This is a genomic window from Streptomyces sp. NPDC054796, assembly GCF_053611545.1.
The window spans coordinates 1-18,230 of the sequence record NZ_JBSHAO010000020.1 but is presented as its reverse complement, the minus strand read 5'-3'; the positions used below and the strand labels follow the sequence as shown (position 1 = coordinate 18,230).

Sequence of the window (18,230 nt, the reverse complement as noted above, 5' to 3'; positions counted from 1 at the left end):
AACCGCCCGGCGCGTCCTGTGCCGGGCGGTGGGAGGAGGGGTGCGGCGGGTGCGCTCAGGCCTTCGCGGGAGCGGTCCGCGCGTCCTCGACCAGCGGCTCGACCTCACGGACCACCTTGCGCTCGACGAAGAACGCGGCGGTGGGGATCGTTCCGGAAACGAGCACCCAGAGGAGCTTGCCGAAGGGCCAGCGGGCCTTCTGGCCGAGGTCGAAGGCGAAGATCAGGTAGATGATGAAGAGCACGCCATGGGCCTGCGAGACCATGAACGTGAGGTCTTCGCCCATGTCGAAGCCGTACTTGAAGATCATGCAGGTGCACAGCACCAGAAGCATCACGGCGGTGACGTAGGCCATCACCCGGTATCGGGTCAGCACGGACTTCTTCATGGCAACGAGCGTAACCGGCTGTTCCGGCCGATCTTCAAGCGGCCCGTGCACGGGAACCGCGCCCGCTCAGTCCTGCGCGGGGGCGGGGGCGGGGGCGCTCGTGAAGCCGTCGGCCTTGAACTCGTCGGCCTTGAAGTCGGCGGCGGCGACCCGCAGCGGCCTGAGCATCGCGAAGATCTCCCCGCACTCCTCCGCGTCGTACGCGCCGAGCCCGAAGTCCATGGCCATGAGATCGCGCGTCGCGGCGTCGCACACCTCGCGGCCCTTGTCGGTGATCGAGGCGAGCGTGCCGCGCCCGTCGTTCGGGTTGGGGCGCTTGTCGACGAGCCCGGAGCGCTGGAGCCGGTCCACGGTGTTGGTGACCGAGGTCGGGTGGACCATCAGCCGCTCACCGATCTTGGACATGGGCAGCTCACCGGCCTGCGAGAAGGTGAGCAGCACCAGCGCCTCGTAGCGGGCGAAGGTCAGTCCGTACGGCTTGACGACGGCGTCGACCTCGGCCAGCAGGATCTGGTGAGCGCGCATGATCGAGGTGATCGCGGCCATGGAGGGCACGGATCCCCAACGCTGCTTCCAGAGTTCGTCGGCGCGGGCGATCGGATCGAACGGCAGGCTGAGCGGCTTCGACACGCCCCCGACCTTACCGGCCAGTCATATGTTGGCCATAGGCGTCTCAGCAGTCGGGCCGCGCCGTTTTCCGCATCCTGTCCCCGTACGCCCTCCGGCGCCTCCCGTGTCACCCCGTTCACGTGTCCCGGGGCGTGCGGGCACTGTCGTACGCCCCGGGGGTGCCTCTACTCTTTCGGCCCTGTCCGCACCAGCGGGCCGCGACGGCCGCGGGCCGTCCGCGTTCTCCGAGGCGGGAGGCCCGGTGCCCCTCCATCTGCGGTTCGGCGCCGACGACCTGCTGCGCTGCCGCTTCGCCGTCTCCCCGCTCTGCGAGACCCACGAGGCGGTGCGCACCCTGCGGCGCACCGAGCGGCACGGCTACCACCTGCCCTGGCTGCGGCGGATGCGCGGCGCCGTGCGGGGCCTGGACCTGTCGCCGCTGGCGCTGCTGATGCCCACGCCCTCGGGCTACACGCCCGACTTCCTGGGCCCGCCCCCACTGCCGTTCCTCTCCCCCTCGGCCTCCCCTTCCGCCGTCTTCGACGAGGAGCTGGCGCGGGTGCGGGCCACGGACCCGGACATCGCGCACGAGGAACTGGTCCGCTCCCTGGAGTGCACCCCGGGCGCCGCCGGGTCCCCGCGCGGGCGTGCGATGCTCGCCGACCCGGCGGGGGCCGTGCGGGAGCTGGCCGACCTCACAGGGCACGCCTGGCACGCGCTGCTGGAACCGGACTGGCCGAGGCTGCGCACGCTGCTGGAGGCGGACATCGCGTACCGCGCCCATCAGCTCGCCGAGGGCGGCCTGGAACGGCTCTTCGCCGACCTGCACCCCGGGGTGACGTGGTCGGCGGGCACGCTGACGGTCCGTACGCGCTTCAGGGAGGTCATGACGCGGAAGCTGAGCGGGCGCGGGGTGCTGCTGATGCCCAGCGTCTTCGTATGGCCCGACGTGGTGAGCGGGTTCGCGCCACCGTGGCAGCCGACGGTGATCTATCCGGCGCGCGGGGTGGGCGGGCTGTGGCAGCGGCCCACGCCCGACGCCACCGGGGCACTGGTACGGCTGCTGGGCGCCAACCGGGCCGCGATCCTCACCGGGCTCGACGAACCGGCCTCCACGAAGGACCTGGCCGAGCGGCACGAGCTGGCCCCGTCGTCGGTCTCGGCGCATCTCTCGACGCTGCGTGACGCGGGCCTGCTGACGGCGCGCCGTGCGGGGGCGCGGGTGCTGTACGAGCGGACGGCGCTGGGGGTCGCCCTGCTGGCCGGGGAGGCGGCGTCCGGCTGAGGGCACGGGCAGGGTGGCGGGGGTGGCGGCCCCCGCCACGGGGCCGTGTGCCCGTACGGCCGCTCCGCTACTCGGCGAGGAGTCGGTCCACCGTCTCGACCTTGGCGGTGAGCCCGTCCGTGACACCGGGACGTATGTCGGCCTTGAGGACGAGGGAGACCCGGGGCGCCCGCGCCTCGACGGCCTCCACCGCGCGCCGCACCACGTCCATGCACGCGTCCCAGTCGCCCTCCAGCGAGGTGAACATCGCGTCCGTACGGTGCGGCAGCCCCGACTCGCGTACGACCCGCACCGCGTCGGCCACGTACTCACCCACGTCCTCGCCGACGCCGAGCGGGGTGACCGAGAAGGCGACGATCATGAGTTGACGACGCTCCCGTGCTGCTCCTGGCGGGCGCGGGCGGCGATCACTCCGGCCTCCTCATCGCGGCGCAGCATCTTGTCGGCGAAGAAGCCGCCGGTCGGCAGGACGGACAGCACGAAGTAGAGCGCCGCGGTCTTCAGGGGCCACTTGACGCGGTTCCAGGCGTCGGCCCAGAAGACCACGTAGAGCACGAACAGCAGCCCGTGCACGGCGCCCATCACCGGGACGGCGTTGAAGTCGGTCGTCCGCTTCAGTACCGAGCAGACGAGCAGGAGGAGGAAGGACACGGCCTCCGGGGTCGAGGTCAGACGGAGACGGCGCAGGGCGGTGACCGCCTTCGGCGGCAGACCGCTGGGGGTTTCCAGTATGGCCACGGCAGGGTCCTCTGATCGTTTGTGAAGGGATGCACAAGCGCTGCCATTGTGGCAGTACCGCGCCCGCGCGCGGAGCGCAGGGTAGGTTCCCCCATGTGGCTCAGTTCCGACTTCAAGGCGCGAAGGTGCTCGCCGTCTCGCTGACCGGCGACACCGTCAAGGCGAAGAACGGGTCGATGGTCGCCTACGACGGCCAGATGGCCTTCAAGAAGATGTCCGGCGGCGGTGAGGGCATGCGCGGCATGGTCACCCGCAGACTGACCGGCGAACAGATGACGGTCATGGAGGTGAAGGGGCAGGGCACCTGCTACTTCGCCGACCGCGCCAGCGACATCAACCTCGTACACCTCAACGGCGAGAAACTGCACGTCGAGGCGAGCAATCTGCTCTGCACCGACGGCGGCCTGCGCACCGGCACGTCCTTCGCCGGGCTGCGCGGCGCCTCCCAGGGCAACGGCCTGTTCACGACGACCGTCGAGGGCACGGGCCAGGCGGCCCTGATGTCCGACGGCCCGGCCGTGCTGCTGCGCGTGTCCCCCGGCATGCCGCTCCAGGTCGACCCGGGCGCGTACATCGCGCACCAGGGCAACCTCCAGCAGCACTTCCAGACCGGGGTCAATTTCCGCACCCTCATGGGCGAGGGCTCGGGCGAGTCTTTCCAGATCCGCTTCGAGGGCGACGGGCTCGTCTATGTGCAGCCGAGCGAGCGAAACACCCTGGGAGGTGACGTCTGATGCCGTTCAGGGAGATCAGCTCGAAGATGGTCGAGGCCCGGGTGCTGCCGGGACAGCGCATGTTCAGCCAGCGCGGGGCGATGATCGCGTACACGGGCGACGTCCGCTTCACACCGAACATGCAGGGCGGCCAGGGCGGCGTGATGTCCATGATCGGGCGCCGGGTGGCGAACGAGGCGACGCCGCTGATGACGGTCGACGGGGACGGCACGGTCCTGTTCGGGCACGGCGGCCACCACGTCGAGGTCGTCGAGCTGGACGGGGACACCCTGTGCGTCGAGGCCGACCGGCTGCTCGCCTTCGACGGGACGCTGGAGCAGGGGACGCTGTTCCTCGGCTCCGACGGCGGCGTCATGGGCATGGTCAGGGGCCAGATCTCGGGCCAGGGCCTGTTCACCACCACCCTCAAGGGCAAGGGCGCGGTCGCGGTGATGGCGCACGGCGGCATCATCCAGCTCCCCATCACCCCGGACCGGCCCGTCCACGTGGACCCGCAGGCGTACGTGGCCCACCACGGGGACGTGCGCAACAAGCTCTCCACCGCGCTGGGCTGGCGGGACATGGTCGGCCGGGGCTCGGGCGAGGGCTTCCAACTGGAGCTGTCAGGCAACGGCGCCGTTTTCGTACAGGCAAGTGAGGAGAAGTTGTGACCACCGCCCCGCAGCCGCTGGACGCGCACACCCTCCCGTCCAACGACAACGTCAACTCCTACACCTTCTGTGTGGAACTCAACGGCCAGTGGTTCCTCCAGAAGGGCAAGATGATCGCCTACTACGGGCAGATCGACTTCAACGGCGTCGGCCACGGCGCCCTGGACCGGCTCGTCGCCACCAGCTTCCACTCGCCGCTGCACGCCTCCGACTGGGTCGTCGCCGAGGGCCGGGGCAAGATGCTGCTGGCCGACCGCGCCTTCGACGTCAACTCCTACGACCTGGCGGACGGCAACCTCACCATCCGCTCGGGCAACCTGCTGGCCTTCGAGCCCTCGCTCTCCCTGAAGCAGTCGATCATCCCGGGCTTTCTGACCCTGATCGGCACGGGGAAGTTCGTCGCCGCGTCGAACGGCGAGGTCCACTTCGTGGAGCCGCCCGTGCGCGTCGACCCGCAGGCCCTCGTCGGCTGGGCCGACTGCCCCTCGCCGTGCCACCACTACGACCACGGCTATATGAAGGGCGTCATGGGCGGCGTCCGCGCCCTCACGGGGATCGGCGGCGCGTCCGGCGAGGAGCACCAGTTCGAGTTCGTGGGCGCCGGGAGCGTGCTGATCCAGTCCACCGAGGTGCTGATGGCGGAACAGGACACCGGGGCGGTTCCGCAGCAGGCCGGGGTGCCGGGTGGCGGGGGCCACGGCCAGGGTCAGGGAGGCGGCCACAGCGGTCAGCAAACGCCGCAACTGCCCGGACAGCTCGGCGGCCTCCAGCGCCGGTTCGGTCTGTGAAGACCGTGTGAGCACGCTTGTACGAGGCTAGGTAATCTCTCATCCCATGGACACCGACAACGGCACACGCTGGCTCACCGATGACGAGCAGCGCGCATGGCGGGCGCACCTGGACGTCAGCCGCCTGCTCATGTACCAGCTGGAGCGCGATCTCCAGCCGTTCGGCCTGACCATGAACGACTACGAGATCCTCGTCAACCTCTCGGAGTCCGAGGAGCACCGGATGCGGATGAGCGACCTCGCCGCGTCCACGCTCCAGTCGAAGAGCCGTCTCTCTCACCAGATCACGCGGATGGAGAACGCGGGGCTGGTGCGGAGGGAGAGCTGCGAGTCGGACAAGCGGGGGTTGTTCGCGGTGCTGACGGAACAGGGGTGGGAGACGATGCGGAGTGTGGCGCCGCACCATGTCGCCTCCGTCCGTCGCCACTTCATCGACCAGATGTCCCCCGAGGACCTCGCCCACCTCCACGACTCGCTGCGGCCCATCGCGGAGAAGCTGAGGGTCCGCAGGGGCCGCTTCTAGCCCTGGGGGGCCGCCTTCGCCTCCGGGAGGCGGAGGCGGAAGCGGGCTCCACGGGGCGAGGGGGACGTCGGCGCCAAGGTCAGGGAGCCGCCGTGGCGGGTGGCGACGTCGCGGGCGATGGCGAGCCCCAGGCCCGCGCCGCCCTCGTCCCTGCTGCGCGCGTCATCGAGCCGCACGAACCGCTCGAAGATCCGCTCCCGCTCCCCCTCGGGCACCCCGTCCCCGTCGTCGGCGACCTCCACCTCCAGCCACGGCCCGCCGCCCTCGGGGGAGCCGGAACCGGAACCGGAACCGTCCACCCGCCGGACGGACACCGTCACCTCGGACGCCGCGTGCCGCTGCGCGTTGTCCAGGAGGTTGCCCAGGACCCGGGCCAGTTGCCCGCGCGACCCCGTCACCTCGCCGTCCGCCAGCTCACCGACCCGCACGGGATGCCGGTCCCCCGCCCGCTGGGCGACCTCCTCGCGGACGAGCGCGGCGGGCGAGACCCGCGCGTCGGAGGGCCGCTCCCCCGCGTCGAGGCGGGCCAGCAGCAGCAGGTCGGCCGCGAGCCCCTGGAGGCGGACGGTGTCCTCGACGGCGCCGTCCACGTCGAGCAGCTCGGGGTGCGCGGCGCCCACCTCCAACTGGGTGCGGAGGGAGGCGATGGGGCTGCGCAGCTCGTGCGAGGCGTCCGCGACGAAGCGGCGCTGGCGTTCGACGGAGGACTCCAGCGCGGCCAGCGTCTCGTTGGTGGTGCGCGCGAGCCTGGCCACCTCGTCCCCCGTGTCGGGCTCGGGCACGCGCCGCGACAGGTCGGTGCTCGCGGTGATCGCGGCCATCTCGCCGCGGATGCCCTCCACGGGCCGCAGCGCGCGCCGCGTCACCAGCCAGGTGACCCCGGCGACGACGACGAGCATCACCGGCAGCCCGATCAGCATGGCGCGGGTGACGTCCGAGACGGCCTCCTCCTGCGCCTGGAGGGAGGCGCCCGTGTAGACGGTGACGGGCGTGCCGTCGCGGGTGGCGCTCTGCACGGCGACGACGCTGAAGTCCTGGTCGGCGACGGCGTCCGCGCGGTCGTAGGTCACCTCGCCGTCGTCGTCGACGGGGAAGGTGACGGTGCCGGACTCGCTGTCCCGGTCGACCTCGACGGGCTCGTCGCTCTCGTCGTCGGCGCCCTGCTCGTCCGCGCCCTGCTCGTCGTCATCGTCGTCGTCCCCCGACGAGGGCTCCTCCGTGTCGTCGGAGTCGGGAGTGTCGGGCGTGTCGGGCTTGTCGGGCTTGTCCGGGCGGTTGAAGTCCGCGACGGGGCCGCGTCCGCGCAGCGCGTCGTTCGCGCCCAGCACCTTGCCCGCGCCGTCCACGACCTGCGCGGGTTCGTCCTCGCCGAGCGCGTCGATGTCGCCGACGTCCCGCGCGTCCACGTCCGTGACCTGCGCCGCCGTCTCGCGCGCCGAGGTCTCCGCCTTCAGCCGCGCGTTGTCCGCGAGGCCGCTGCGCAGCACCGCGATCACCACGAGCCCCGCGGCGACGAGCGCCACGGCGACAACGGCGGTGGCGCCTGCCGCGGCGCGTGCCCGTACCGATCCCTTACGCACCCGCGTCCACCAACCGGTATCCCGCGCCTCTGACGGTCGCGATCCAGCCCTGCCCGACCTTGCGGCGCAGGGCGCTGACGTACACCTCGACGATGTTGACGTCGCCGTCGTAGGCGAAGTCCCACACGTGATCGAGGATCTCGGACTTGGAGACGACCTCCCCGGCGCGCACCGCCAGGTACTCCAGCACGGCGAACTCCTTCGCCGTCAGCTCCACCTCGCGCTCGCCGACCGTCACCCGCTGACTGCCCGGCTCCACGGTCAGCTCGCCGACCCGCAGCGAGGTCTTGGCACCCCGGGTGCGGCGGCGCAGCAGGGCGCGGACGCGGGCGAGGAGGACGACGTACGAGAAGGGCTTGGTCAGGTAGTCGTCGGCGCCGGTGTCCAGGCCCTCGGCCTCGTCGTACTCGCCGTCCTTGGCGGTGAGCATCAGCACGGGGGTCTCGTCGCCCGCCGCGCGCAGCGCGGCGCAGACGCGGTAGCCGTTCATGCCGGGGAGCATGATGTCGAGGACGATCAGGTCGTAGTCCCCCTCGCTCGCCCTGTGCAGTCCTTCGGTGCCGTCGTGGACGACGTCCACGGCGAAGCCCTCGGCCGTCAGGCCCTTGGCGAGCGACTGGGCAAGTCGCCGTTCGTCCTCCACGATCAGCAAGCGCATGGGGCCAGCTTGCCAAAGCCTTCCTGAAGCGTTCTTCAGGTGGCTTCAGCTTCTGTTCAGCATCGGACCGCCACGGTGGTGAACACATCGCAAGGCAACCGACCCCTTGGGGGAGCAGAAACCATGAAGCGCAAGATCGTCATCGCCACCGTCGCCGCCGCGGCCCTCGTGGGCGGCGGAGCCGCCTCCACCGTCGCCTTCGCCGGTGACAGCGCCCCGAACACGCTGCCGCAGTCGCAGCAGCAGAACCGTTCCAGCGTCCAGCTCTCCGACGACGACGCGGACGACCGCGACGACAAGGCGGACGCCAAGGACGACAACGACTCCCGGGACGACGACGGCGACGACTCGGGCCGCGAGGCCAAGGCCGCCAAGATCACGGCTGCCGAGGCCGTGGCGAACGCGCTGAAGTCGGTGCCCGGCACGGTCACCGGCGCCGACCTCGACAACGACGGCAACGGCCTGGTCTGGGAGGTCGACGTCCTCGGCAAGGACAACAAGTGGCACGACGTCACCCTGGACGCGGGCAACGGCAAGGTGCTCGACACGCACGTGGACAAGGACGACGACGGCGACGACGACCGCGGCCAGAGCTACGTCCGCGAGGACCTGAAGGGCGCGAAGACCGACGCCGCCGCCGCTGCCGAGAAGGGCGCGTCCCACGCGGGCGGCACCGTGACCTCCGTCGACCTGGACGACGACAGCGAGCGCTACGGCACGGTCTGGGAGGTCGAGACCGTCGGCAAGGACGGCAAGGAGCACAACCTCGCCGTCGACGTGACCTCCGGCAAGGTGTCGCAGCTCGCCGACGACGACGGCGACAACGACTCCGACGACCGTGACGACAAGGCGGACGACAGGGACGACCACGACGACAAGAACGACAAGGACGACAGCGACGACGACTGACACCCCGCCGCCGCACACCCGGCACCGGTCGCCGGACACGGAACACGGCCAGGGCCCGCCGAGCGCGGGTCCTGGCCGTTTCCGGTTCCCGGCCGCGGCGCGCGGGAAGACCACCGTGACCAGCGTGACGTTCCGGACCACCGCACCACGACGGGAGAGGCACCCATGACACGCATCGTGCGCTTCGCCGACGCCGAGGGCACCGTCCGTACGGGCGTCGAGGACGCGTCCGGCGCCGTACGCGCCCTCGAGGACACGCCCCGCGTCGCCGACCTCCTGCGGCTGTCGGCGGACGAGCTCCGCGGGGCGCTCGCCAGTACCACGGGCGACGCGAGGTCCGACGTCCTGCTGCTGCCCCCGCTCGACGGGCTGACGGAGGTGTGGGCGGCGGGCGTCACCTACGAGCGCTCCCGCGAGGGCCGCGTCGCGGAGAGCACCGAACAGTCCGTCTACGAGCGGGTCTACGACGCCGAGCGCCCCGAACTCTTCTTCAAATCCCCCGCCTGGCGCGTGCTGACCGACGGCGAGCCCATCGCCGTACGGGAGGACTCCGAGCTGAACGTGCCCGAGCCCGAGCTGGGGCTCGTGCTCAACAGCCGGGCGCAGACCGTGGGTTATGTGGTCGCCAACGACGTCAGCTCCCGCTCCGTCGAGGGCGAGAACCCCCTCTACCTCCCGCAGGCCAAGATCTACGCGGGCAGTACGGCGGTCTCGTCCGGCATCGTGCCCGCGTGGGAGGTCCCCGATCCCGCCGCGCTGGAGATCGCGCTCACGGTGCGGCGCTCCGGGCGGGTGGCGTACGAGGCGACGACGTCCACCGCCGCGCTCCACCGCACCCCGCGGGACCTCGTGGACCACCTTTTCCGCTGCCAGGATTTCCCGGACGGCGCCGTGCTCTTCACGGGCACGGGAGTGGTGCCCGGTCTCGGCTTCACCCTCCGCGAGGAGGACACCGTCGAGATCCGCGTCGCGCACGTCGGCACCCTCTCGAACCCGGTCCACCCCACCTCGACAGCGCGGTCCCTGCTGACGGCGGCCCTGACAGCGCCGCTCTCGCGCGCCTCGTACCGCGCCGTCTGACGGGGAAGAACCGCGCCGGGGAACGTGTTGTGACCGGAGACACACCACCACAGGACACCCGAGGAGCGCGACCATGACGGACGGACAGGACCATGGGCAGGCACAGGACCAGGTGCAGGGGCACGGCGACGGCCGCAAGGGCACGCACGTGGTGGAGGTGAGCGAGGGGACGGAGCGCGTGCGCGTCCTCCAGGACGGCACCGTCCTGGCCGACACCACTCGCCCCAAGCTGCTGCACGAGACGGGCTACCCCGTGCGCTACTACCTCCCCCCGGAGGACGTCCGCACGGATCTGCTCACCCCGACGGCCAGCCGCACCCACTGCCCCTTCAAGGGCGACGCCTCGTACTGGTCGGTCACCGGCACGGGCACGGAGGCCGCCGACGTGGTGTGGGCGTACCCGGACCCGAAGCCGGCCGTGGCCGCGATCAAGGACCACCTGTGCTTCTACGCGGAGAGCCCCGGCATCACCGTCGAGACCACGGCCACGGAGTGACCCGTCACCCTGCCGAGCCCGACGGCCCGGACGGCGTGCTGTCCACGGCGTCGGCGACCTCCGCCAGCCCGGCCAGCAGCTCGTCCGCCGCCGCGTAGGGGTCCAGCTCGCCGCCCACGACGCGCTCGGCGAGCGCGTCGAGCCGCTGCCCGCCCCGCAGCTCGCCCATCCGCTCGCGCAGCGCCGTGACGGCGATGGTCTCGACCTCGCGCGCGGCCCGCGCCGCGCGCCGCCGCGCGAGCACGCCGCGCTCCTCCATCCAGGCGCGGTGCTTCTCCAGTGCCTCGACGACCTCGTCGATGCCCTCGCCCCGCGCGGCCACCGTCTTCACGATCGGGGGCCGCCAGTCCCCCGCCTCTCGCGCCTCGCCGAGCCCGAGCATGTGGTTCAGCTCGCGCGCCGTCGCGTCGGCGCCGTCGCGGTCGGCCTTGTTGACGACATAGACATCGCCGATCTCCAGGATGCCCGCCTTCGCGGCCTGGATCCCGTCGCCCATGCCGGGCGCGAGCAGCACCACGCTGGTGTCGGCCTGCGAGGCGATGTCCACCTCGCTCTGCCCGACGCCGACGGTCTCGACGAGGATCACGTCGCAGCCCGCCGCGTCCAGGACCCGTACCGCCTGCGGGGCGGCCCAGGCGAGCCCGCCCAGGTGGCCGCGGGTGGCCATGGAGCGGATGTAGACGCCGGGGTCCGAGGCGTGCTCGCCCATGCGCACCCGGTCACCGAGCAGCGCGCCCCCCGAGAACGGCGAGGAGGGGTCGAAGGCGAGGATGCCGACGCGTTTCCCGGCACGCCGGTACGCGCCGACCAGCGCCGACGTCGACGTCGACTTGCCGACACCGGGCGATCCGGTGAGCCCGACGACGTACGCGTTGCCGCAGCGCGGCGCGAGCTGCGCCATCACCTCGCGCAGTTGCGGGGACGCCCCCTCCACCAGGGAGATCAGCCGGGCCACGGCCCTGGGCCTGCCCTCCCGTGCCTGCGCCACCAGATCGGGGACGTCCACCGCCATGCGCGCCGCTCTCCTCGTTCTCGTTACCGGTTCTCTTCACCGGTTGCCGTCACCGGTGCTGGTCAACGGTCCTGGTGACGCGGTTCCGCGCCCCGCGACGGCCGCCCCGCACGGCAGCCGTCCCGAAGGGCCCGTACCCGCGCCGCCCGCGCCTACTTGCCCGGCACCCGGACGATCAGCGCGTCGCCCTGACCGCCGCCGCCGCACAGCGCCGCGGCCCCCGTGCCGCCGCCGCGCCGCCGCAGCTCCAGCGCGAGGTGCAGCACGATACGTGCGCCGGACATCCCGATCGGGTGACCCAGGGCGATGGCGCCGCCGTTGACGTTCACCTTTTCGGTGCTTACCCCGAGGTCCTTCATCGACTGCACGGCGACGGCGGCGAACGCCTCGTTGATCTCGATCAGGTCCAGGTCGCCGACGGACAGCCCGTCCTTCTTCAGCGCGTGCTGTATGGCGTTGGAGGGCTGCGACTGGAGGGAGTTGTCGGGGCCCGCCACGTTGCCGTGCGCGCCGATCTCGGCGATCCACTCCAGGCCCAGCTCCTCGGCCTTGGCCCTGCTCATGACGACGACGGCGGCGGCACCGTCGGAGATCTGCGAGGCGGAACCCGCCGTGATCGTCCCGTCCTTGGCGAAGGCGGGCCGCAGCCTGCCCAGGGACTCCGCCGTGGTGTCGCCGCGGATGCCCTCGTCCTTGCTGAAGACGACCGGCTCGCCCTTGCGCTGCGGGATCTCGACGGGCGTGATCTCGGCCTCGAACAGGCCCTTCTCCCGCGCCGCCGCGGCCCGCTGGTGGGAGAGCGCCGCGATCTCGTCCTGCTCGGGCCGCCCGATGCCCAGGCGGGTGTTGTGCTTCTCCGTGGACTCGCCCATGGCGACGTTCTCGAAGGCGTCCGTGAGGCCGTCGTGCGCCATGGCGTCGAGCATCTCGACGGCGCCGTACTTGTAGCCCTCGCGGGACTTGGGGAGCAGGTGCGGCGCGTTGGTCATGGACTCCTGGCCGCCCGCGACGATCACGTCGAACTCGCCGGCGCGCACGAGCTGGTCGGCGAGCGCGATGGCGTCGAGCCCTGAGAGACAGACCTTGTTCACCGTGAGTGCCGGGACGTTCATGGGGATGCCCGCCTTGACGGCGGCCTGGCGTGCCGGGATCTGCCCTGCCCCGGCCTGGAGCACCTGGCCCATGATCACGTACTCGACCTGGTCGCCGCCGATCCCGGCCCGGTCCAGTGCCGCCTTGATCGCGAAGCCTCCCAGATCCGCCCCTGAGAAGGACTTCAGCGACCCGAGCAGCCGTCCCATGGGCGTGCGGGCTCCTGCGACGATCACGGAGGTGGTGCTGCTGGACGTACCAGTCATGAGGGTCCCTTCCAGCGGGAAGTTAACGAGGGTTATCGCCAATGTACTGAGCGGTACGGTCCCCGGTCACCGGTCCGTCGGTGTGACCGTGCGCACGTTGCGTAACCGGCCGCGCAGGCGTTGCACTGTCCCCATGCTGACGCGCATCGATCACATCGGTATCGCCTGCTTCGACCTGGAGCGGACCGTCGACTTCTACGCACGGACCTACGGCTTCGAGGTCTTCCACACCGAGGTCAACGAGGAGCAGGGCGTACGCGAGGCCATGCTCCGCATCAACGGCACCGACGACGGCGGCGCCTCCTACCTCCAGCTCCTGGAGCCCGTGCGCGAGGACTCCACGGTGGCGAAGTGGCTGGAGCGCCACGGCGAGGGCGTCCACCACATCGCGTTCGGCACCGAGGACGTCGACGCGGACGCGGACGCGATCCGCGAGAAGGGCGTGCGCGTGCTGTACGACGAGCCCCGCAGGGGCTCCATGGACTCCCGTATCACCTTCCTCCACCCCAAGGACTGCCACGGCGTTCTGACCGAGCTGGTCACCTCTGCCGCCCCTTCGGCCACAACGGACCACTGACGTCCGCTTCACGGCCCGGTAGAGTGGGCTCCCGGTCGGGGCGAGCTCTCTCTTTTTGCAGACGAGGGCTCCGGGCAGGGGGCTCGGTCCACGTTCCGCCGATGATCTGACACCATTTGCAGAATGGGCCAGTTCACCTTCACCACGACCAGGGGACGGATGGGACCGCGCAGTGCGGGGCTACGACCGCTACGAGGCTGACGACCACCTCTCGCAGTTCGAGGCCGAGATGGAGCGGCTGAAGAAGGAGCGGGAGAAGGCTGTCGACCACGCCGACGACCTCGGCTATCAGGTCGAAGTGCTGCGCGCCAAGCTGCACGAGGCGCGCCGCGCCCTCGCCACGCGCCCGGCCGGGTACGACAACCTGTCCCACCAGGCCGAACAGTTGCTGCGCAACGCGCAGATGCAGGCCGATCAGATGCGTGCCGACGCCGAGCGCGAGCTGCGCGAGGCACGCTCCCAGACCCAGCGGCTCCTCCAGGAGCAGGCCGAGCAGCAGTCGCGCCTGGAGTCCGAACTGCACGCCGAGGCCGTACGCAGGCGTCAGCAGCTCGACCAGGAGCTGTCCGAGCGCCGCTCCTCCGTCGAGTCGCACGTCAACGAGAACGTGGCCTGGGCCGAGCAGCTCCGCGCCCGCACCGAGCAGCAGGCCCGCCGCCTCATGGAGGAGACGCGGGCCGAGGCCGAGCAGTCGCTGGCCCACGCGCGCGCCGAGGCGCACCGGCTCACCGAGGAGGCCCGCGCGCGGCTGTCGGGGGAGGCCGAGAACGCCCGCGCCGAGGCCGAGGCGATCCTGCGCAGGGCCCGCGCCGACGCCGAGCGGCTGCTGAACGCCGCCTCTACCCAGGCCCAGGAGGCCAGCGACCACGCCGAGGAGCTGCGCACCTCCACCGCGAGCGAGTCGGAGTCGGCCCGCCGCGAGTCCGCCGAGCTGGTCCGCAGGGCCGAGGAGCGGATGCGGGAGGCCGAGACGGCACTGCGCGAGGCCCGTGCGGAGGCCGAGCGGAAGCTGACGGAGGCCGAGGAGTCGGCGGCCAAGCGGCTCACCGACTGCGAGTCCGAGAACGAGCAGCGCACCCGTACCGCCAAGGGCGAGGTCGCGCGCATGGTGAGCGAGGCCACCAAGGAGTCCGAGGCCATCAAGGCCGAGGCGGAGCAGTTGCGCGAGGACGCCAAGGCGGAGGCCGAGCGGCTGATCGCGGAGGCCAAGGAGGAGGCGCGCTCCACCACGGCGGAGGAGTCCGCGAACCAGCTCGCGGAGGCCGCCCGTACGGCCGAGGACGTGCTGAACAAGGCGTCCGAGGAGGCCCAGGCCACCACCAAGGCCGCGAACGAGGAGGCGGAGCGGCTCCGCCACGAGGCCGAGGTGGAGGCCGACCGGCTCCGGGCCGAGGCGCACGACGTCGCCGAGCAGCTCAAGGGCACGGCCAAGGACGACACCAAGGAGTACCGCGCCAAGACCGTCGAGCTCCAGGAGGAGGCGCGGCGGCTGCGCGGCGAGGCCGAGCAGTTGCGGGCCGAGGCCGTCGAGGAGGGCGAGCGGATCCGCGGCGAGGCGCGCCGCGAGGCCGTCCAGCAGATCGAGGAGGCCGCGGGCCGCGCCGAGGAGCTGCTGTCCAAGGCCAAAGCGGACGCCGAGGAGACCCGTAAGGACGCGGCCACCGAGAGCGAGCGCGTCCGCACCGAGGCCATCGAGCGCGCGACGACGCTGCGCAAGCAGGCCGAGGAGGCACTGGAGCGCGCCAGGACCGAGGCCGACGAGCTGCGGACCTCCGCCGAGGAGCAGGCCGGGCAGACCAGGAGCGAGGCCGACGAGGCCGGGCGCCGGGTCCGCGAGGAGGCAGAGGAGGCGGCGCGAGCCCGCAAGGCCGAGGCGGCCGAGGAGCTGGAGCGGCTGCACAGCGAGGCGGAGAGCAAGCTCGCCGACGCCGAGCAGCGGCTGACGGAGGCACGCGCCGAGGCCGAGCGGCTGCGCGAGGAGGCCCGCACCGAGACGGAGCGGGTGCGCGCCGAGGCGGCGGAGCGTGCCCGCACGCTCCAGCAGCAGGCCGAGGAGGAGGCCGAGCGGCTGCGCACGGAGGCCATCGCGGACGCCTCCCAGTCCCGCGCCGAGGGCGAGTCCGTTGCCGTCCAGTTGCGCAGCGAGGCCGCCTCGGAGGCGGAGCGGCTGCGCGCCGAGGCCCAGGAGACAGCGGACCGGGTACGGGCCGAGGCGAACGCGGCGGCCGAGCGCACGAACGCGGAGGCGGCCGAGGCGTTGTCGGCGGCGCAGGAGGAGGCCGCACGAAGGCACCGCGAGGCGGGCGAACTCCTCGCCGAGGCCCGCGAGGAGGCGCACCAGGAGCGCACCCAGGCCCGCGAGCAGAGCGAGGAGCTGCTGGCGGCGGCCCGCAAGCGGGTCGAGGAGGCGCAGGCCGAGTCGGAGCGCCTGGTCGAGGAGGCCGAGCGGCGCGCCGCCGAGCTGGTGGCGGCGGCCGAGGAGACGGCCCAGCAGGTACGGGACTCCGTCGCCGGGCTGCACGCCCAGGCCGAGGAGGACATCGCGGGGATGCGCGCGGCGGCCGAGCACGCCGCCGCGACGATGCGCCAGGAGGCCAAGGAGGAGTCGGACGCGGCCAAGTCCCTCGCCGAGCACACCGTCTCGGAGGCGATGGAGGAAGCCGAGCGGGCGCGTGCCGAGGCCGAGCGGCTGCGCGAGGAGGCGCTGGAGGAGACCGAGCGCTGGCGCAACGAGGCCCGCGAGGAGTCCGACAGGCTGCGCGACGAGGCACGTCAGGAGGCCGCGAAGAAGCGCGGCGAGGCCGCCGAGCAGGCCGACCAGCTCATGGCCAAGGCCCAGGAGGAGGCCCTGCGCACCCAGACCGCGGCCGAGGAGCAGGCGGACAGCATGGTGGGCGCGGCCCGTTCGGAGTCCGAGCGGCTGATGACGGAGGCCCGCGAGGAGGGCAGGGAGCTGGTCGAGAGCGCCAGGTCGGACTCCAACACCATGCTGGAGGAGGCCCGCAGCGACGCGGCGGCGATAAGGGAGCGCGCCGAGGAGCTGCGCACCCGTATCGAGACCGAGGTCGAGGAGCTGCACGAGCGGGCGCGGCGCGAGTCGGCCGAGGCGATGCAGACGGCGGGCGAGCGCTGCGACAAGCTCGTCAAGGCGGCAGAGGAGCAGCTCAAGGAGGCCCAGGACAAGGCCGAGGAGCTGGTGAACGACGCCAACGCCGAGGCGGGCAAGGTCCGTATCGCCGCCGTCAAGAAGGCGGAGGGGCTGCTCAAGGAGGCCGAGCAGAAGAAGGCCGCCATGCTCCGCGAGGCCGAGGCCATCCGCGCCGAGGCCGAGGCGGAGGCGAAGCGTACGGTGGACGACGGACAGCGTGAACTCGACGTGCTGGTAAGGCGCCAGGAGGACATCAACGCCGAAATCTCCCGTGTCCAGGACGTGCTGGAAGCACTGGAGTCCTTCGAGACGCCAGGTGCCGGTGGCGGCCAGGGTTCCGGGGGCGGCAAGAAGGGCGGAGCCGACGGTGGGTCAAACGGTGCCGTCAAGGCGGGTGTTGGCGCAGGTACAACCCGTTCGAGTGGCAAGGAATCAGGCTCTTAGCCACTCGAACGAGCGAGCATTCTCCAGATCAAACCGGCATTGGCTCGATGACACGCCGCCTTGGCCTCTAGGATTCCCCCTATCACTTCCCCCGTCTGATAACCCGTCTGACTCGACAGGAACCCCATGAGCGACACTTCCTCCCCCTTCGGCTTCGAGCTCGTGCGGCGTGGCTACGACCGCGGGCAGGTGGACGACCGCATCACGAAGCTCGTCGCCGACCGTGACAGCGCACTGGCCCGAATCACCTCTCTGGAAAAGCGCATCGAGGAGCTGCACCTCGAAACGCAGAACGCCCAGGCACAGGTCAACGACGCCGAGCCGTCCTACGCCGGGCTCGGCGCTCGTGTCGAGAAGATCCTCCGCCTCGCCGAGGAGGAGGCCAAGGACCTGCGCGAGGAGGCCCGCCGGGCCGCCGAGCAGCACCGCGAACTCGCCGAAGGCGCGGCCCAGCAGGTCCGTAACGACGCGGAGGCGTTCGCCTCCGAGCGCAAGGCGAAGGCCGAGGACGAGGGCGCCCGCATCGTCGAGAAGGCGAAGGGCGAGGCCACCACTCTGCGTGCCGACGCGGAGAAGGACGCGCAGTCCAAGCGCGAGGAGGCCGATTCCCTCTTCGAGGACACCCGCGCCAAGGCCGCCCAGGCCGCTGCGGACTTCGAGACGAACCTCGCCAAGCGCCGGGAGCAGTCCGAGCGCGATCTGGCCTCCCGTCAGGCCAAGGCCGAGAAGCGTCTCGCGGAGATCGAGCACCGTGCGGAGCAGCTCCGGCTGGAGGCCGAGAAGCTGCGTACGGACGCGGAGCGCCGCGCCCGTCAGACGGTCGAGACCGCGCAGCGCCAGGCCGAGGACATCGTCGCCGACGCCAACGCGAAGGCCGACCGCGTCCGCAGCGAGTCCGAGCGCGAGCTGGCGGCGCTCACGAACCGCCGCGACAGCATCAACGCGCAGCTCACCAACGTCCGCGAGATGCTGGCCACCCTCACGGGTGCGGCTGCCGCCGCCGGTGTGCAGCAGGGTGACGAGGGTTCGGAGGAGCCGGTCAGCCGAGGTGTTCCGGCCCAGCAGTCCCGCTGAGCCACTGTCGTCAGCGCCGCTTCCGGCGCTACCGGCGCTTCGGGACGCGTTTCCGGGAGCGACGTCCACGGGCCAGCGGGCCGCCCCTGGTCCCGGCTCCGGCCCTGGAACGGCCCGATCACGTGGAGGGCCCGGCCGCTCTCCCCCCCGCCGCGCGCGGGGACCGGCAACCCCATGCC

General features: G+C 71.9%; 19 protein-coding genes. 11 read left to right on the top strand and 8 right to left on the bottom strand.

Annotated elements, in window-relative coordinates:
- Positions 1–55: 55 nt before the first annotated feature.
- Both ACWGJ2_RS18460 and ACWGJ2_RS18455 read right to left on the bottom strand, forming a co-directional pair.
- Positions 56–388 carry a DUF3817 domain-containing protein gene (locus tag ACWGJ2_RS18460; protein ID WP_453347169.1) on the bottom strand — a complete coding sequence of 111 codons (333 nt, stop codon included), beginning with the start codon at positions 386–388 and terminating at the stop codon, positions 56–58.
- 66 nt (positions 389–454) lie between these two features.
- Positions 455–1,018: a MarR family winged helix-turn-helix transcriptional regulator gene (locus ACWGJ2_RS18455; protein WP_453347168.1), complete on the bottom strand. Its 564-nt coding sequence runs from the start codon at positions 1,016–1,018 to the stop codon at positions 455–457.
- 241 nt (positions 1,019–1,259) lie between these two features.
- Here ACWGJ2_RS18455 and ACWGJ2_RS18450 point away from each other — a divergent pair, with 241 nt between their 5' ends.
- On the top strand, positions 1,260–2,282 hold the full coding sequence (locus tag ACWGJ2_RS18450; RefSeq protein ID WP_453347167.1) for a DUF5937 family protein: 1,023 nt from the start codon (positions 1,260–1,262) through the stop codon (positions 2,280–2,282).
- A 67-nt stretch (positions 2,283–2,349) separates the two neighbouring features.
- Here ACWGJ2_RS18450 and ACWGJ2_RS18445 read toward each other — a convergent pair whose 3' ends face one another.
- Positions 2,350–2,643 (bottom strand): MTH1187 family thiamine-binding protein, encoded by a 294-nt coding sequence (locus ACWGJ2_RS18445; RefSeq protein ID WP_453347166.1) that lies wholly within the window; start codon positions 2,641–2,643, stop codon positions 2,350–2,352.
- Positions 2,640–2,993: a DUF3817 domain-containing protein gene (locus ACWGJ2_RS18440; protein WP_453347259.1), complete on the bottom strand. Its 354-nt coding sequence runs from the start codon at positions 2,991–2,993 to the stop codon at positions 2,640–2,642. The genes ACWGJ2_RS18445 and ACWGJ2_RS18440 overlap by 4 nt, the downstream gene beginning before the upstream one ends.
- Positions 2,994–3,115: 122 nt before the next feature.
- Between ACWGJ2_RS18440 and ACWGJ2_RS18435 the strand changes: the two genes are divergently transcribed.
- From ACWGJ2_RS18435 to ACWGJ2_RS18420, 4 genes are read left to right on the top strand one after another with little or no spacing between them, the layout of a single operon-like run.
- Complete coding sequence (locus ACWGJ2_RS18435) at positions 3,116–3,754, top strand: AIM24 family protein (RefSeq protein WP_453347165.1); 639 nt, start codon at positions 3,116–3,118, stop codon at positions 3,752–3,754.
- Complete coding sequence (locus ACWGJ2_RS18430) at positions 3,754–4,404, top strand: AIM24 family protein (RefSeq protein WP_453347164.1); 651 nt, start codon at positions 3,754–3,756, stop codon at positions 4,402–4,404. The genes ACWGJ2_RS18435 and ACWGJ2_RS18430 overlap by 1 nt, the downstream gene beginning before the upstream one ends.
- Positions 4,401–5,192: an AIM24 family protein gene (locus tag ACWGJ2_RS18425; protein WP_453347163.1), complete on the top strand. Its 792-nt coding sequence runs from the start codon at positions 4,401–4,403 to the stop codon at positions 5,190–5,192. Before ACWGJ2_RS18430 ends, ACWGJ2_RS18425 begins: the two co-directional genes overlap by 4 nt.
- Before the next feature lie 46 nt (positions 5,193–5,238).
- The gene (locus ACWGJ2_RS18420; RefSeq protein WP_453347162.1) at positions 5,239–5,715 is read left to right on the top strand and encodes a MarR family winged helix-turn-helix transcriptional regulator; all 477 of its coding nucleotides are present in this window, start codon (positions 5,239–5,241) and stop codon (positions 5,713–5,715) included.
- Here the strand turns inward: ACWGJ2_RS18420 and ACWGJ2_RS18415 are convergent.
- Positions 5,712–7,295, bottom strand: coding sequence for a sensor histidine kinase (locus tag ACWGJ2_RS18415; protein WP_453347161.1), 1,584 nt, complete (start codon positions 7,293–7,295; stop codon positions 5,712–5,714). The two genes, ACWGJ2_RS18420 and ACWGJ2_RS18415, sit on opposite strands and share 4 nt — an antisense overlap.
- Entirely contained in the window at positions 7,288–7,953 is a 666-nt protein-coding gene (locus ACWGJ2_RS18410; RefSeq protein ID WP_453347160.1) for a response regulator transcription factor, read from the bottom strand. The genes ACWGJ2_RS18415 and ACWGJ2_RS18410 overlap by 8 nt, the downstream gene beginning before the upstream one ends.
- 123 nt (positions 7,954–8,076) lie before the next feature.
- Here ACWGJ2_RS18410 and ACWGJ2_RS18405 point away from each other — a divergent pair, with 123 nt between their 5' ends.
- From ACWGJ2_RS18405 to ACWGJ2_RS18395, 3 genes are all read left to right on the top strand, one after another.
- The gene (locus ACWGJ2_RS18405) at positions 8,077–8,862 is read left to right on the top strand and encodes a PepSY domain-containing protein (RefSeq protein WP_453347159.1); all 786 of its coding nucleotides are present in this window, start codon (positions 8,077–8,079) and stop codon (positions 8,860–8,862) included.
- Positions 8,863–9,027: 165 nt separating this feature from the next.
- Positions 9,028–9,942 carry a fumarylacetoacetate hydrolase family protein gene (locus ACWGJ2_RS18400; RefSeq protein WP_453347158.1) on the top strand — a complete coding sequence of 305 codons (915 nt, stop codon included), beginning with the start codon at positions 9,028–9,030 and terminating at the stop codon, positions 9,940–9,942.
- A gap of 73 nt (positions 9,943–10,015) precedes the next feature.
- Positions 10,016–10,438, top strand: a complete 423-nt coding sequence (locus ACWGJ2_RS18395) for a DUF427 domain-containing protein (protein ID WP_453347157.1) — start codon at positions 10,016–10,018, stop codon at positions 10,436–10,438.
- 4 nt (positions 10,439–10,442) lie between these two features.
- On the opposite strand, the gene meaB is transcribed toward ACWGJ2_RS18395, so the two are convergent.
- Both meaB and ACWGJ2_RS18385 read right to left on the bottom strand, forming a co-directional pair.
- Complete coding sequence (gene meaB, locus ACWGJ2_RS18390; protein WP_453347156.1) at positions 10,443–11,450, bottom strand: methylmalonyl Co-A mutase-associated GTPase MeaB; 1,008 nt, start codon at positions 11,448–11,450, stop codon at positions 10,443–10,445.
- Positions 11,451–11,602: 152 nt separating this feature from the next.
- A complete protein-coding gene (locus tag ACWGJ2_RS18385) occupies positions 11,603–12,808 on the bottom strand; it encodes an acetyl-CoA C-acetyltransferase (RefSeq protein WP_453347155.1) in 1,206 nt (401 codons plus the stop codon).
- Positions 12,809–12,941: 133 nt separating this feature from the next.
- Here ACWGJ2_RS18385 and mce point away from each other — a divergent pair, with 133 nt between their 5' ends.
- The 3 genes from mce (at position 12,942) to ACWGJ2_RS18370 (ending at position 18,051) form a co-directional block, all read left to right on the top strand.
- Positions 12,942–13,385: a methylmalonyl-CoA epimerase gene (mce, locus tag ACWGJ2_RS18380; RefSeq protein ID WP_453347154.1), complete on the top strand. Its 444-nt coding sequence runs from the start codon at positions 12,942–12,944 to the stop codon at positions 13,383–13,385.
- Between the two features lie 172 nt (positions 13,386–13,557).
- Entirely contained in the window at positions 13,558–16,977 is a 3,420-nt protein-coding gene (gene scy / locus ACWGJ2_RS18375; protein WP_453347153.1) for a polarized growth protein Scy, read from the top strand.
- A 126-nt stretch (positions 16,978–17,103) separates the two neighbouring features.
- Positions 17,104–18,051: a cellulose-binding protein gene (locus ACWGJ2_RS18370; protein ID WP_453347152.1), complete on the top strand. Its 948-nt coding sequence runs from the start codon at positions 17,104–17,106 to the stop codon at positions 18,049–18,051.
- The last annotated feature ends 179 nt before the right edge of the window (positions 18,052–18,230 follow it).